Origin of the sequence: Sutcliffiella deserti (assembly GCF_020037475.1) — a bacterium.
GTDB classification, from domain to species: Bacteria; Bacillota; Bacilli; order Bacillales; family Bacillaceae_I; genus Sutcliffiella_A; species Sutcliffiella_A deserti.
The window spans coordinates 74,054-90,312 of the sequence record NZ_JAIQDB010000010.1; the positions used below are offsets into that span (position 1 = coordinate 74,054).

Sequence of the window (16,259 nt, forward strand, 5' to 3'; positions counted from 1 at the left end):
TTACTTCAGGTCTTCTTTTACCTTTCACTATGATTCATGTTACAATTAATCTAACGCTATCTCTCATTACAGGTATAAACCATTGGAGGGAAACATATGACAAATGAAACACTTATTTCAATTCAGCATGAAAAGCAGCACTTACAATTAAATCCAACTGGCCTCTATGTTTATCAAGGGTTTCAAGTGATGGAAGCTTTCGACATTGAAAAAACTGCCTGCTATTATTTATTTTTCTACCACACAACTTATCTGACGGGTAAAATTACAACCAAAATAAAAAAAGTCTCTAGACTAAGCTCTATTCTGAAAAATGGAATTCACCTTTCTCCTTCCCATCCATTCGTATCCTATTTACTCAACAACAACCGAGTACACACCTTTCCAGCACTAATCCCACTCTGGGAAAAAGTACAAAGAAAACATTCTCCTCTTGAAGCAGCTAATATTCTGTCCATTTTTGACTCCTATATGAAAAAGGAAAAAATCATAAAGATTATGAAAGAGTTTGCCCTGCAATTTCGTAGAGAAGGACAACTTTTTCACACCTATCAGGTTCTTCAGTTACTTTTAACTTTGTATCCTTCCCACAAATGGGCAAAAGAGATGTCCACCCAACTTCAATACCAGTCTTATCAAAATCTTTATGAATCAGACCTCAAGACACTCGTGTCAAAAGACCCCTTACATGTGGAGCACTATTGCTATGAGCATGTAGAAGAGGCAACCAGCCTCACCCTATTACACCAAATTTTAAGTAAACAAGGGCGACATATGGAGCAGCTCTGCCTATATACACATTCTCTGATACACCCCACAACAGAAGACCAATCTAACTATAAGCAACTGCTCTTGCTGTTTCCTTCCGACAGCTCAAGCTTTGAAAAGGCTGACTTGTTGTGCTACATAGCGTTGCACCGTCCTGTTCCTCACAAAGAGCTAGATAAAGACTTATTTATCCTACTAAAGAAACTGGAGCGTTATGAAGACGCCCTCCTTTTACTAACGAAGAATAATGCGCCAATTAGTGTTGCAAATTTCCCCTACCTGCTAGAGATTATGACTCATATGGATCTATCCACCCATATCGGTATTATCGAAAATTTAAATCTACCCTTATCCGAAAATATATCCACCAAAGATGCCCAAACCCTGTTCCAAGTGATTGTGCCCGTTTTACTAAAAGAAAATGGCCTAGAGTACACCCACAACTGGTTAAATAACTATTATAAACAATATCCAACTCTACCGATTCTGCAAAAAATCAAAAAAATGGCAGCCATAAAGGATGACCCGGACCAAATGTACGCCCTTGGAGAAATGTATTACCAAATGAAACAACTCAACGATGCGGTGGAGTGCTTTAACTGGGAGCTTGAGTTGAACCCGACAAATGTCAGTTCCATTAAGTGGCTAACAAAACTGTACTTGGAGATGGGGATGGTAGAGGAGTCAAAATCTTATCAATATATGTATCATAACTTGCAAAAAGGGTCGTAAGTGGAGAAAGACCTGGTTTCCTACAATATCGGAAAACCAGGTCTTTTCTTTCTGTTTGTATCCATCATAATCAGCTTAAAAGCTGTACAAACAGCACCTTCAAATAGTTGCCTTCTTTAAATTCTTTGATTGTAGCAAAATCCTCCGGCAGGCTAAACTCCTCCATGATTTTGTACTTTTGCTTGTTTTCCTTAAATGCCTGGTCAATGAACCCTTTAAACTTGTCCATTCCAAAGGTACTACAGTTGGTGGAGGCCACAATCATGCCGTTCTTTTCAGTAATGGCGATTGCATCACTAACAAGGCTTGTGTAGTCCTTTGCTGCGCGGAAGGTAACTTTTTTTGATCTGGCAAAGCTTGGTGGATCCATAATAACCATATCGAATTTCAGATTTTTCCGTTTCGCATATTTAAAATAGTGAAACACCTCTTCCACTAGAATCGACTGTGTTTTTTCATCGATGTCATTCACCTTAAATTGCTCCACAGTTTTTGGAAGACTTCGATTAGCCAAGTCGACACTTGTTGTCTTTGTCGCGCCGCCCAATGCTGCGTAAACAGAAAAAGCACCTGTATAGGAGAACGTATTTAATACCGTTTTTCCTTTTGCATACTTATCACGAATTGCTTTTCTCACTTCTCGCTGGTCAAGAAAGATACCTACCATTGCCCCATCATTTAAGTGCACCGCAAAATTCACACCGTTTTCCTTAATAAGTAATGGAGACGGCGCTCTTTCCCCTGTTACAAAATCATCATCTTCCACATACGATCCCTCAGTATTAAAACGCTTCTTCTCGTATATTCCTTTAAAATCAAGCACTACCCTAATCGCCGCAATAATATCATCTTTGAAGGAGTAGATTCCTTGGCTGTACCAGTTAATCACAAGATATCCTGCAAAATATTCAATGGTAAAACCGCCAATCCCATCACCTTCTCCATTAAATAAGCGATAGGCAGTTGTTGTCTGGTCTTTTACGAGGTGAAGCCTTTTCTGAAGCGCCCTTTGGATCCTCCCCGTAAAGAAAGTAACATTCATTTCCTCTCCTTCTCTTTGACTTACCACCCAACCGTAGCCTTTATTTTGGTTCCCGTAATAGCCTCTACCTAGAAACTGGTTGCTTTCATCGACTAGATCTATTAAGGCTCCCTCTTCTTTGAGCTCTTTTCCATTGATAATTGCTTCTTTGGTGATTAGGGGGTAGCCATTTTTGTACTGTTTGCTATATTTATTTTTCACTTTTAATGTAATTGTTTCTCGCATCTTACATTCCTGCCTTTTGGTTTATTTTGTTTTAGTATAACTCATTTTTTGGTGTGATGGGTTCTTTTGAAACTCCCTGTTCCTTTTCGTTTCAGGTGATCGCTTTCCGCAGGGCGGTGCGGGAGTCAATCACCTACCACTCCAAAACACAGGGGAAAGAACTTTATAGCAGAGGGCCTTTTTTTCTCAATAACTATGGAAGTTTTCACTTAAAATGCTCGGCTCAAACTAGGTTGGGGGCCGTTATAACTCCCTGTTCCTTTTCGTTCCAGATGTTCGCTTTCCGCGGGGCGGTGCGGGAGCCTCCTCGGCTTCGCCTGCGGGGTCTCCCGTCTACCGCTATCTCCCGCTGGAGTCGAACATCTTCCACTCCAATACACAGGGGAGAGGACTTTATAGTAGAGAGCCTTTTATTCTCTACAGGTTCGAATGTTTCACTGTTAAACCTAACCTGACAATAGGTTGGGTCCTTTTGAAACTCCCTGTTCCTCTCCCTTCTAGGTGCTCGCTTTCCGCGGGGCGGTGCGGGAGCCTCCTCGGCTTCGCCTGCGGGGTCTCCCGTCTACCGCTATCTCCCGCTGGAGTCGAACATCTTCCACTCCAATACACAGGGGAGAGGACTTTATAGTAGAGAGCCTTTTATTCTCTACAGGTTCGAATGTTTCACTTTTAAACCTAACCTGACAATAGGTTGGGTCCTTTTGAAACTCCCTGTTCCTTTCCGTTCTAGGTGCTCGCTTTCCGCGGGGCGGTGCGGGAGCCGCCTCGGCGTCGCCTGCGGGGTCTCCCGTCTACCGCTATCTCCCGCTGGAGTCGAACATCTTCCACTCCAATACACAGGGGAGAGGACTTTATAGTAGAGAGCCTTTTATTCTCTACAGGTTCGAATGTTTCACTTTTAAACCTAACCTGACAATAGGTTGGGTCCTTTTGAAACTCCCTGTTCCTCTCCCTTCTAGGTGCTCGCTTTCCGCGGGGCGGTGCGGGAGCCTCCTCGGCTTCGCGATCTCCCGCTGGAGTCGAGCACCTGCCACTCCAATCCACAGGGGAGAGGACTTTATAGTAGAGAGCCTTTTATTCTCTACAGGTTCGAATGTTTCACTTTAAAACCTAACCTGACACTAGGTTGGGTCCTTTTGAAACTCCCTGGTCCTCTCCCTTCTAGGTGCTCGCTTTCCGCGGGGCGGTGCGGGAGCCTCCTCGGCTTCGCCTGCGGGGTCTCCCGTCTACCGCTATCTCCCGCCACCTGCCACTCCAATACACAGGAGGCAGCACTATATATGGTGACGTTGTCTACATTCCTATTGGTGGGAAGTGTTTATATTAAGCGCTGCACTAATAAAAGAGCACCATCTGATTCAAGGACTCCCAGCTGTGGATCGGAACGAAAGGCGGAGACTCCTGCGGGAGGTAGTGCTTAGGGAAGACCCCGCAGGCGCTAGCCGAGGAGGCTTCCCAAGCGCCCCGCGGACGCGAAGCTTTTCGTGGAGAGGAACAGCGGTCTATTGCCAAACCCTTAATCCACTGGATAGAGCATTTCCACTTTAAAATTAGACTTTCCCAGCTTTCAAGAATCTGTAAAGAGCACCTATTGACTCCCTGTAGTCCCCAGCTGTGGATCGGAACGAAAGGCGGAGACTCCTGCGGGAGATATTGCTTTGGGAAGACCCCGCAGGCGTTTAGCCGAGGAGGCTTCCCAAGCACCCCGCGGACGCGAAGCCTTTCGTGGAGAGGAACAGCGGTCTATTGCCAAACCCTCAATATAAAAACAAAAGCCACTACCGTAAAATAAGTAGTGGCCCAGATGTTTACTGTATAGTCATATTCACATTATCCTCGCACACTTTAACCATAAACTCATACTGAAGCAACCTCACTTCAAATAGTTTCAATGGATCATAGTATTGTTCTGGATTGGCTTTCATTTGCTCAAGCTTTTCCTTCGCTTGCTGGATTGTTTGCTCTGTTTCAGCAACAGTATCATTCAGCTCATCGAATGTTGCTTGATAGAACATCGAAATATCTGACTTTAATGCTTTCTCAAACAGATCAAATTCCAAAAAGAACTTGCTGATTACAGAGTCTGTCACATCATCAAATCTTTCATTTTCGATATATTTTTTGTATTGATTATAAAGCATATGATTATTGCTTTGGATGGAACCAAACAAACGCCCAGCACTTTTGAGCAGGAATTGGGTGGTATTCGGGCGATTTAAAATGTTTTCCTTTTCCACATCTGCTCTACTCAGCATACGATTGATATCGCGACGCAGGTCTTCTATCACTTTAAAGTCGCACTCTAATCGCATACGATCCTCTTTGTAAAGCGCGTTAAATGATTCACTCATCTCTCTTAAATATTCCTGGCTCTCCCTTAGTTCCTGGTGGGAGACCTCCATCCATCCAAGCAGCTCTTGGCGATACTTCGGAAGCAGTTCATCATGCATGTACTCTCTTATTTTTTCATTCATCATTTTATTCAATTCAAGATGAAGATTGCTAAAATTACTATCTTCTTTAACATAACTCGAACAGCCTTTTAGAAGCTTCGGAATCATTTGTCTAACTTCCTGCTTTCTTTCTATCGTTATTGCCCTGTAGCCTTCTGTAATAGTACGGACCTTCTCCAGCTCTGTATCACGCAGGTGATGGATAAACCCATTTAGCCTTCCTAGTATATCCTCATGGAATGTCTCCGTGTTCACTAGGTTGTCTTCCATGGAAATTCTGCTATTAAGAAGCTCTGTTAATGTGGAACGGATGAGCTGTAACAGTTTGGATGTACGCCTCTCTTCCGTTGCTTTGCTTCGCAGATTGAAGCTTGTTTCCAAGAAGGTTGCCAGTCCTGGATGTTGCTTATTTGCGCCTCGGATGGAGGAGTAAGGATACACTCGTGCATCAGGAAAGAATTCATTAATTCTACCCTTGGTTTCCTCCAAAATTTGAGTTGCCTCTGCTTCATGAAATGCCGTATCCATCTTATTTATCAAGAAGTGGACCGGTACTTCCGGTGCACGTTCTTTTATTTTCACCAATATCTGAAGCTCTTCTTCAGTAAAAGGTGTGTTGGCATCCAACACGTATAATAATCCATCAGACAATGGAACAAAATTGAGAGTATCATTGTTTTCTATATACATAGCATCAAATTCTGATGTACTGATAAGTGAGTAATGTTGTTCCTCTAATAAGGCAGACGGCCATTTCAATTCCAGTATGGACCCTTCCTGATGGTCTATAAGGTCATTAACTACCTTCGTGTCGTGATGAGAGATTTCCTTTATTTCCGCTATGTCTCCATCAGATCGAACAAATACTGGACAGGCTTCTTCTCCTAATATCTTCTCCCCTAAAAGGGAGTTGAGAAAAGAAGTCTTCCCGTTTTGAGCTGTTCCTGTTACCACAATGTGTTTTTGGTGTAAGTTCGTGAGTTGTGTGAACAGCCATTTCTTCTGATGACGAACCTCGAGGTGATTGTTTTTTGCCCAGTCTATTAGAGTTTGGAACAGCTCCACCGTATAGCTGACTTGAAGATGATCGTTATCATAACGGAAGATACGATTTTCCGCATCGTAGAGCACATCTGCGGAAATTGCAGTCGTAAAAACTTCACTCCATGACATAATAGCAGCCGCGGCAAATAACGAATTCGATTGATTAGAGATTTTCAGCCAATTGCTTAAAAGGTCCGGAACAATCGACTCTAACTCTCTTACTAAGTATTTACCATCAATCAGCTCCAGATAGGTAGCCTGATGCAAAGCTGCAGCTCGGTTCCAAGTGGCAGAAGTATTCTTTTCCACTGATAGGAAAACCGTGTTCGCCGTCTTTACCCAATTCAAGTACAGGGTGTGTTTTCGGTAGCTGTTCCACAGGGCAACTATCAGATCCTCAAATGTTTGCTGGTCCGTTTCAACTAGCACAACAAGAACTTCCTGAAAATAATCAGGAGAAAATACTCCTATATGACGATTTTGCTCAATATACCACTTTAGCCGTTCAAACCATTCCGGTGATCTTGTGCGGATTGCTTCATTTACAGCAAGCTCCACTGCACTGTTCCAATCTTCTTGTGCTTCAAAAAAGGCCTGAGCAGTTCGGGTCACATTAGGGTAATCCGGGTTGATTGAAATGGCTTTACGCAAGCTTCTGTACGCGTTTTCCAGCTTTCCACGTTCCACATACAGAGTGAACAATTGCATTGCTACTTCTATTCGCAGAATATGGTTATCGGTTTGAATTTCAGTGTAAATATCCTCTGCTTCCCCTGGCATATCCAATTCATAATATGCATCGGCGATATTTTTCTTAGCCCATGGCTCCAGTTCATTTTTGACATTTTCCCACTTAAAGATTGCACTTTCATAATCTTTGACCCGGTAATAAACCTCACCTTGGGCAAAGCGAATGAAGGACATATCATATACTTCCTTTTTTTGTTCCGCTAAAAAAGCCTCTCCAAGTATTTGAACAGGATGCTTTGTTTCCATATCTAGTATAAAAGTTTCATAATAATTCTTTTGAATTAATTTGTTTTCGGTTGTCATTTTCCCTCCACCAATCATTCACCTTATTTTTAAAGAGAAAAGTAATCTAATGATTCCTAGCAGCTTCGTCTCTTGTTAGAAATTTTCTATTATACTATATAGTTCGTACGACTTTGCATTTTTAGGACCATACTATACTATACCCTTTTCATCTTGGATATAACTTGAGGATGAAAATATATTACAGGATCAGTAATTTACTTACATTTCATTGAAAATATACTTGAATTTATACAATCAAAAGGCCGCTTCTCCAACACGGAGTAGCGGCCTTTTGGTTATTATCTCATGCTCTTTTCAGCTTTATTTATTCATATGTGCAAGAAAATCTCCCAGCAGCTTATCAACATCTTCCACTTCGGGTTCTTTTTTCTCTTCTTCACCAGCAGCGTGCTCTTGTAGGGCAGTATTCCAATCGAACGAATCTAGATCGTCGTCTGATATATGCTCTTTTACAGGAGTTTCTTGAACTTCTGCTAGAAATTCTTCTTTTGGTTGCACAGGACTTTGCCTTTCCTCTTCCTGCAAGTAGAGGGCTTGGTCAATGTCAACTGAGTTGCTATTCATCGCAGCCAACAGACTTGTTGCCCGAACCGGGTCTGAGAGCAATTGATGAACAATACTCCCTAACAGAGCCTCTGAGTGCTGGTGCTTTAACCAATCTCGTTGACTTTTGGAAAGTGATTTCGGCAACGGAATGGAGATACTCTCTTTTTCACGCGAATGAGAGCTTGTCACACCTTGCAGAACAAATTCGGCAATCTTGCTGGAAAAGTTCCTTCTTTCCGTTTCTTTTAACCGCTGCAAATGCTTTAAAAGATGGTCCGGCGTGTCAGCAGGGATACGGAAGGAGATTGCTTGTCCTCTTTTTATTTCATTAAGCGAACCGGTTTTCTTCATAGGATCACCTTATCTATGCTTTAACAGCTTTTTGGTCTTTCACGTCTGTTTCTTTGCTTGTTTTCTTTTTAAAGTCAGAAATCAACTTATAATAGGCATTCGCCATCATCCAGATGCTCTCTTTCTCGTCTTCAAAGAAATCAATGTTATAGCCATCCAAGTTATTGTTTAATGTTTTCAGATAATCTTTCAGAACTGTTGCTCCGCCTCCGACAAAATAGCAGATCTCCGTTTGAGAGTTTTTCTGCCAAATGTTTCTTAATAGACGGTATTGTTTTTTGGCAAGGTCCAAGAGGATTCTATCTGTAATATCATGAACACTCGTTCTGCTTCCGCGGACCATAATATGATTGCGGTCGTTTTTCTTCGTAATAATTTCCACGACATCGCGTCGGCTATCCAATTCTACGCCATGCTTGGAGCGGATTTCTTCTCTAATTTGCTCTAGAGCCTCAGAAACTCCAAGATTAAAACCTTGTGCCTTATCATCATCCACATTACGGTTTTTAATAACAGCGATATCTGTCGATAAACCACCGATATCTTGAATTAAAATACGCTTATCAATTAGTTCTTTGTTGATGATGTTCGCATTGTTATCTAATACTAGATTGATAAAAGCTGCAAATCCTTCAGGATAAACTTTCACTTCATCAAATTTAATATTTACTTTTAAACCTTGATATTTTGGAGTTATTAGAAACTCTACCTGATGGACGGAGCCTAGTAGTTTAGAACGATAACCGGCATCTTTGCCTTCCTTCACTTCTCTTAAAGGCAAACCAGTTCCTAAAGTATAGTTGGCATCAATTACATTTTTATTTCGTTGAAAATGCTTTTCATTTCTTGCACTAACAGCATCCAGTGCCAGCGTTGCAAAAAGCATGATCAATGTTTGATCTTCCTCCGATTTACTGCTGCCTGGATCTAGTTCGGTTGCATTATTACTTTTAGTTGCTAGATTACCAATACGATAAATTGCATTATTATCTGCAAGGGCAGGGGAGTGCAGACGAACATGAAGCCCATCTAATGGATCTTTACTATCAAGTTCTTCAATACCAATAACTGGTCTGTCCTCAATATCTCGTGCGATTACATTCGGAATATTTAATTCTGAGTCCAATTGACCGAAAATCGCTTTAATCGAATCATTTCCTACGTCAACTGCAGCTATTCTAGAGTATGTCATATGTTCATCTTCCTTTCTTATCCTTGTTCATTCTATTCTTGCCAGAAGTAGTAAATAAATCTAGTAAGTATACTCTAAGAGTACAGAACGCGAGTCTACTATTCAATCATTCTCTCAAAAAGTAATCAAAGTGTAAAATTTGTATACAGCATCGTACACTTCCATCCTAATGTATACATATTTGTTTACAACAAATCTACAAGTGTAAACACGTTGATACAACAACTTGTTTACGGTATCGTTTACACGTTTACAATATTGTTTACAAATGTATACAAAAACGTAAACCTGTAAACGAATAACGTAAACTTCTAAAATATGGTTCCCCTTCCCTCCCCATCAATAAATTAGACCACTTTTGACCGAGAAGGATAATGTAAAAATATAGAAAAAGGGGCCAGACCCCGTGGTAATTCCTACCACAGGGTCTGGCCCACTCTTAGTTGTTCTTAAATTATATATTGGAGAAGTTGAAACTGGAAACCTTTCACTGTTCTTCCCAAAATAAATCATTCAAGGTTTTGGATAGAGCCTTACAGATTGATAAGCATAGGCTAAGGCTGGGGTTGTATTTTCCTAGCTCAATTAAGCCGATTGTCTGCCTAGAGACACCTACCATTTTAGCAAGCTCTTCTTGGGATAGATCTTTTTCAACTCTGGCCATTTTCAGTTTAATATTTTTCATACCTTCACCTTTTATCCTCTTCATCTTCTTGCAGCTCTTTGTTTACCACTCGATCACTATTCTTTTTGGCAGCTAAGAATGTCCCTCCAAATAATATCAGAAAAAATGGTAGGTAAATCAGTAAGGATACAAAGAAAACAGAAAAGAAAAAAGTGATGCTCTCCTGTGTGTTGTCTGCATAATTAATTGCACTCATTATTCCAAAAAAGAGTGCAATGGCGAAGCCGCCTACTAAAGCGCCCCAAACATTTTTCATTTTCATTGACGTTTTACTTTTTCGGTCATGCATCTCGACCTCATCCGTAAAAATTCCCAGGCTAGATGCTCGTGCCATGTAATAGATTCCTTGAGCAATCAAAATAATAACCTCTGTAGCAATATTGCTAATGTTAGTTCCATTAAAAAAAATTTTTACCCCGATGGAAACTATACAAATCACCAATACTAGCACATACATTTCGCGATAAACTTTATTCTGCATGTTAACCAATCTTTCATCAATCACTTTCCCTGTACCTCTAAATAAACCCACTTAAATCTCCTCCTATATTTTACTTGTAAAAGTATCTATCTTTTATTATATATAATACACGTCATTTTGCAATATATATATTGCAAAATGACGTGTATATTTTTAAATTTAGGTTGTGTTAAACGCCTCTGTTGATTTTCGCAAAAGACGGGGCGGTGCTGGAGCCTTCACCTTTCGCTCCAATCATCGCTAGAATAGCGTTATTATCNATTTTTAAATTTAGGTTGTGTTAAACGCCTCTGTTGATTTTCGCAAAAGACGGGGCGGTGCTGGAGCCTTCACCTTTCGCTCCAATCATCGCTAGAATAGCGTTATTATCAACATTCAACTTTAACAGCGTCTAAATTTAAAATAACCGAATAAACTGTCCTAAAATGATGTTTTCGCGCACCTAATGAGCGATAAATCAATTCCTTACTAAAAAGCGCAATAAAAAAAGCACTATAGCATCATTTCTGATTTCTACAGTGCTTCTCCAATTCTCTACCCTATTTCTCGCTCCCAATGACGGTGTGCCGATACTGCCTTTACAAACTCTGTAGCGAACTTATCCATGTCTTTGCCACTTACCACTCCTGGGCTTTCCATGATGGCTAAGTCCTTTAACCACTCTACTCCATCGTGTGTTGCTCCGATTGGTTTAAAGTGATCAAAAGCTTCTTCAATAAAGTAAGTTGTCTCCCGTTTAAACTTCTTGCTTATATCTTTACCGCCCACCACGTAGAAAGCGTCAAATAACACTGAATCACACGTTAAGAAGGTATGGTCTGCTTCTAATTCATTTCCTTCTGATCCCTTAATCATTCCAAGCTTGGAACTTATAATCTCCGGCTGCATACCTTCACTTTTTAACTTGTCCATTACAACCTTAACCTCTTTGTCATCAAAGCCGTCTGCCATGATTACTCCTACCTTACGGGTATCCGGTTTTTTCTTTGTATTCTCCTGACTCAATGCAGGGGAGGATTTTGTTACTTTTGAGCCCTCCCCTTGAGGTGGAGTTGCACCGATCGCCTCTGCGAAGGTAGTTGCCAGTTCTAGGCTGACATTTGCAAACATGTCCACTACTTGTTGTCGAACAGATTCATTTTTTACTTTTCCAAGTTCAAAACTGAATGCTTCCTTGATATGTTCCTTCTCCGGCTTACTCATACTATTCCAAAAAAGAGTTGCCTGGGAGAAATGGTCCTTGAAACTATCGCTTCTTTTTCGAACCTTTCTGCCTTCCATCTTCTCTTGATAGTGCTCATACCCTCCCTGAGACGGGTCCACGGGCATTGGGGTATTTCGGGCAAGGGAATTCTTGTGATAGCTTACTTGTCCTTTATTAATAGTTTGTCGTCCAAATCCATCACGCTGGTTGTTATGGAAAGGACATACTGGTCTATTGATTGGCAGCTCATGAAAATTTGGTCCACCTAGGCGAAGAAGCTGCGTATCTGTATAGGAAAATAAACGCCCTTGCAGTAATGGGTCATTTGAAAAATCAATTCCCGGTACGACGTGTCCAGGATGGAACGCTACTTGCTCTGTTTCAGCAAAAACATTGTCAACATTTCGATTTAGCGTGAGCTTTCCAATGATTTTTACCGGAATGTCTTCTTCAGGCCATAATTTCGTTGCATCAAGTATATCAAAATCAAATGCAAACTCATCCTCTTCTGCTAGAAGCTGCACTCCCAGCTCATATTCTGGATAATCATCGTTTTCAATAGATTCCCAGAGATCACGGCGGTGGAAGTCAGGATCTTTCCCGTTAATCTTTTGAGCCTCATCCCACACTAGGGAGTGTGTACCAAGAACAGGTTTCCAATGGAATTTTACAAAATGGGCTTTACCTTCCTCGTTAACAAAGCGGAAGGTGTGGACACCAAACCCCTCCATCATCCGGAAACTACGCGGAATGGCGCGGTCACTCATTGCCCACATAACCATATGTGCTGATTCCTGGTTATTAGCTACAAAATCCCAGAAGGTATCATGGGCAGAGGCCGCTTGTGGCATTTCATTATGGGGCTCCGGTTTTAATGCATGAACCAAATCTGGAAACTTAATGGCATCCTGAATAAAGAACACAGGGATATTATTTCCCACCAAATCATAGTTCCCTTCTTCTGTATAAAATTTCGTTGAAAACCCGCGCGCATCACGTACCGTCTCAGCTGAACCACGAGAACCCGCTACAGTCGAGAAACGAACAAAAGTGGGTGTCTTCTTGCCAGGATCTTGCAAGAATCCTGCCTTTGTGTATTTTTTCATTGATTCATAAACTTCAAACTCCCCGTGTGCCGCAAAACCTCTTGCATGTACAATGCGTTCGGGGATTCGTTCATGGTCAAAGTGTGTCATCTTCTCTCTGAAATGGAAATCCTCCATAATCGTTGGCCCACGCTCTCCAGCCTTTAAGGAAAACTCATCTTCAGATACTTTTAAGCCTTGATTGGTAGTCAATTCCTTGCCTTCATCTTCTACTCGAAATTGTTTTAACTGATCATCTTTAAGATTCTTGCTTTTCTGGTCCTCACTCACTATGTTCATTCCTCCACTTCATCTATTATGCAAAGCTGTTACGGAAGCTTTGTTGCTTAAAGTTGGTAAAGAGTCCTAACCAGTTTTGCTCCTGCAGATTATACAAAATCACAGCGAGCAATCTGGACTCCTCTTCTTAAGACTTAATAGCAACAATACTTTTAAAATCTAACCTATATTCTATTACCCTAAAGAATATTGAAGAAAACGAAATAGTTAAATATTTTTGGCTGTTTTCGCATAGATTGTTGCTATTGTGTAGTTTGTTTTAGCCTGGGGAGTTTTAGGTCAACTTTGAAAGAAAGATGAATTTCAGAAGGTGTTAGATACCTTTGGAAATTTGTTAGATAAATTTCAAAACATGTTAGATGAATCTAGAAAATTGTTAGATAAATTTTAAATTATGTTAGATGAATCTCGAAAGTTGTTAGATGATAGACATATAAGTGTTAGATGAAACCACAAATCAGGCCCGATTGACAAAAAATTTTGCTCAGCTATCAAAATTGGAGCCAAAATAAGCTCTCTAACCTAAATATATTAGCTATAATCCTCATAATCACGAGCATTATTGCCCTATTTGGGAAAATAATTAGACATCCCCCCCAATTATTCGGGGCAGACACCTATATAAAAAGGTAATTTTACTTTTTAATTAAGGCTGTTTTTGCATTGATTGCTTATAAATAAGTGGGTCCCACTCATAACAATCGTTGCTATCGTGCTCTTTTTCTATTAAATTTAGAAATTACTCTTAATCTTGAGTGAATCGCACAGTAAAAAAAGTTATATTTTTACACTAAAAGCGGAAAATTACATAACTCAATAGCAGTGGTGTAAAAGTTAACAAAGACAAAAAGCCGACATTCAGTCAGCTTTTTGCACAAACTATTTTTCCAAAACACTTGTTTCAGGTTTTAATTTAAGTTTCTTTCGCGCTTTAGGTGTCTTTTCTTTCTCATGGCTACTTAGATAGAGAGCATACTTAGCATGCCATTTCTTCACTGAGAGCATGGATAGTACAATGGTTATCGCAACGAGTAACAGTACTAGCGGCCAAAACCATGCGGACACTATTCCGGCTTCATAGGCTAACCCAACTGGTGAGAATACCAGGTATACAAAAATTATAGAAGTAACCAATGTAATGGACACTGGAATTGCATATTTCCAAGGAACCATTCTTTCAGCTGATTCTGTATATTCGAAACGCTCTACCTTTTCTAATGGACGGAACTTGGCCATCAGTAACATAAAGGCGACTTCAATTGCGAGCAAGATTCCATAGATATGAATAAAGCTGATTCCTATTTCGATATTGAAAATCTGGTTGGAACCCCATACAAGAAAATAGTAGGCAAAAACGTGAAATACTATAACCACTTTAGCTGCAAATGCTGGAATTTTTCTAAACAGCATCCCCATTAATACGATAACAAGGATTGGAATATTAAAGAAGCCTGTAAATTGACGGATAAGGTTCCATAGACCGTCTGGTGCATACATTAAGAACGGTGCAACAATAAAGGAAATAAGTGCAACGATGATTCCAAAGATTTTACTAACTTTTATAAGCTTCTGATCTTCCGCATCTGGAGCAAATTTAGGTTTGTAGATGTCCAATACAAATAAAGTCGCAATGCTATTAAGCAAAGAGTTAAAAGAGCTGAAAACAGCACCCAACAGGACGGCAAGAAAGAATCCCATTAACCAAACAGGAAGTAAATCCGTAATTAGTGTAGGATAAGTCAAATCCGAATTTGAAAGATTATTGCCGTACATATGAAAGCCAATCACACCCGGAATCAACATGAATATCGGTACGAGCAATTTAAGATAACCCGTCATTAGTACACCTTTTTGACCTTCAGCAAGGTTTTTCGCCCCAAGTACACGTTGAATAACATACTGATTTAGCGCCCAATAGAATAAGTTAGCAAATAAAATTCCGGTGAAAATGGAGAAGAATGGAACCGAATCGGTACTGCTTCCAATCGCGTTAAGCTTTTCTGGGTTGGTAGTAGCGATCTGTTTCATTCCTGCTACCATGTTCCCATCACCAAGTGCGATAAAACCAAGTATCGGTACTAGGAAACCAATAAACACCAACCCTACTCCATTTATAGTATCTGATATAGCAACGGCACGAAGACCACCAAATATGGCGTAAATTCCTCCGATAATACCTACAAACCAGACAACAAGCCATAAGGACTGTGTATAAGAAATATTAAAAAGAGCTGGAACATCAAATAATTGTAAAACAGCGATCGAACCTGAATATAGCATCGAGGGAATGGTGACACACATATATCCTAACAAGAATAGTAAAACTGTCATCCGACGAACATCTTCATCATACCGCTTGCTCAAGAACTCAGGAACAGTGGAAATTCCAATGCCAAGTAGTTTCGGTAATAAATAGATGGCCATAATGATGGCGGCCAACCCTGCGGTTACTTCCCATGCCATACTAGACATGTTTCCACTGAACGCCTGGCCATTTAACCCTATCAGCTGCTCGGCCGATAAATTTGTTAACAGGAGGGAACCTGCAATAAAGATTCCTGTCAGTCCTTTTCCGGCTAAAAAGTATTCATTTGCACTTCCGACCTTCCCTTTTGTCATTCGATAAGATATGTATGCTACAAGTGCCATCATAAGAGTGCAGCTTGCCAAAATAAAAACTATTTCACCTAGTCCCATCGATCCATCACCTTTTCTTAAAAGTATTTTAATGGTTTATATCCTATTTAAAAGAAAGTGAAACATAATATTTTAAAATAACGTTATTGAAATTGATAATTCTGATTATTTTATATAAAATTGTGAGCGTTTACAATAGTGCCGGCCAGTTTTTTGGAATTGAAATGAGGAAATGATATATTACAATTTTATATTTGAAGGCATTTATAAGCTATAGGGGTATTTCTGACATTATTCTCTTAAAAAGAGACAAACTTTAAAATGCCACAGTAGACTATCTACTGTGGCATCTAAGGGTGTAGACAAACTCGAGGTATTTCGAGGTTGGCTACAGTTTTTTATGTAGCTGTATAATATAGCCCGTTGATTTCCGTTCCAGGCACTTCGCTTTCCGCGGG

At 40.3% G+C, this 16,259-nt stretch carries 9 protein-coding genes; 1 reads left to right on the forward strand and 8 read right to left on the reverse strand.

What is annotated here, in order from left to right:
* The first annotated feature begins 96 nt into the window (after positions 1-96).
* Positions 97-1,500 carry a tetratricopeptide repeat protein gene (locus K9B36_RS14590; protein ID WP_223703045.1) on the forward strand — a complete coding sequence of 468 codons (1,404 nt, stop codon included), beginning with the start codon at positions 97-99 and terminating at the stop codon, positions 1,498-1,500.
* A 70-nt stretch (positions 1,501-1,570) separates the two neighbouring features.
* Here the strand turns inward: K9B36_RS14590 and K9B36_RS14595 are convergent, their stop codons facing one another.
* From K9B36_RS14595 to K9B36_RS14630, 8 genes are all read right to left on the reverse strand, one after another.
* Entirely contained in the window at positions 1,571-2,767 is a 1,197-nt protein-coding gene (locus tag K9B36_RS14595) for a class I SAM-dependent rRNA methyltransferase (protein ID WP_223703046.1), read from the reverse strand.
* A gap of 1,808 nt (positions 2,768-4,575) precedes the next feature.
* A complete protein-coding gene (locus K9B36_RS14600; protein ID WP_223703049.1) occupies positions 4,576-7,317 on the reverse strand; it encodes a GTP-binding protein in 2,742 nt (913 codons plus the stop codon).
* Positions 7,318-7,620: 303 nt separating this feature from the next.
* On the reverse strand, positions 7,621-8,217 hold the full coding sequence (locus K9B36_RS14605; protein WP_223703051.1) for a hypothetical protein: 597 nt from the start codon (positions 8,215-8,217) through the stop codon (positions 7,621-7,623).
* Between the two features lie 13 nt (positions 8,218-8,230).
* Complete coding sequence (locus tag K9B36_RS14610) at positions 8,231-9,409, reverse strand: ParM/StbA family protein (protein ID WP_223703053.1); 1,179 nt, start codon at positions 9,407-9,409, stop codon at positions 8,231-8,233.
* 487 nt (positions 9,410-9,896) lie between these two features.
* A complete protein-coding gene (locus tag K9B36_RS14615; RefSeq protein ID WP_223703061.1) occupies positions 9,897-10,094 on the reverse strand; it encodes a helix-turn-helix transcriptional regulator in 198 nt (65 codons plus the stop codon).
* Between the two features lie 4 nt (positions 10,095-10,098).
* Positions 10,099-10,626 (reverse strand): DUF6773 family protein, encoded by a 528-nt coding sequence (locus K9B36_RS14620; protein ID WP_223703055.1) that lies wholly within the window; start codon positions 10,624-10,626, stop codon positions 10,099-10,101.
* 483 nt (positions 10,627-11,109) lie between these two features.
* Positions 11,110-13,155, reverse strand: a complete 2,046-nt coding sequence (locus K9B36_RS14625; protein WP_223703056.1) for a catalase — start codon at positions 13,153-13,155, stop codon at positions 11,110-11,112.
* Between the two features lie 888 nt (positions 13,156-14,043).
* Positions 14,044-15,861: a solute:sodium symporter family transporter gene (locus K9B36_RS14630; RefSeq protein WP_223703057.1), complete on the reverse strand. Its 1,818-nt coding sequence runs from the start codon at positions 15,859-15,861 to the stop codon at positions 14,044-14,046.
* Positions 15,862-16,259: the final 398 nt, after the last annotated feature.

Bases quoted from the DNA above. Each gene is read 5' to 3' on its own strand.
- K9B36_RS14590 (WP_223703045.1), top strand. From the start codon at position 97: ATGACAAATGAAACACTTATTTCAATTCAGCATGAAAAGCAGCACTTA.
- K9B36_RS14595 (WP_223703046.1), bottom strand. From the start codon at position 2,767: ATGCGAGAAACAATTACATTAAAAGTGAAAAATAAATATAGCAAACAG.
- K9B36_RS14600 (WP_223703049.1), bottom strand. From the start codon at position 7,317: ATGACAACCGAAAACAAATTAATTCAAAAGAATTATTATGAAACTTTT.
- K9B36_RS14605 (WP_223703051.1), bottom strand. From the start codon at position 8,217: ATGAAGAAAACCGGTTCGCTTAATGAAATAAAAAGAGGACAAGCAATC.
- K9B36_RS14610 (WP_223703053.1), bottom strand. From the start codon at position 9,409: ATGACATACTCTAGAATAGCTGCAGTTGACGTAGGAAATGATTCGATT.
- K9B36_RS14615 (WP_223703061.1), bottom strand. From the start codon at position 10,094: ATGAAAAATATTAAACTGAAAATGGCCAGAGTTGAAAAAGATCTATCC.
- K9B36_RS14630 (WP_223703057.1), bottom strand. From the start codon at position 15,861: ATGGGACTAGGTGAAATAGTTTTTATTTTGGCAAGCTGCACTCTTATG.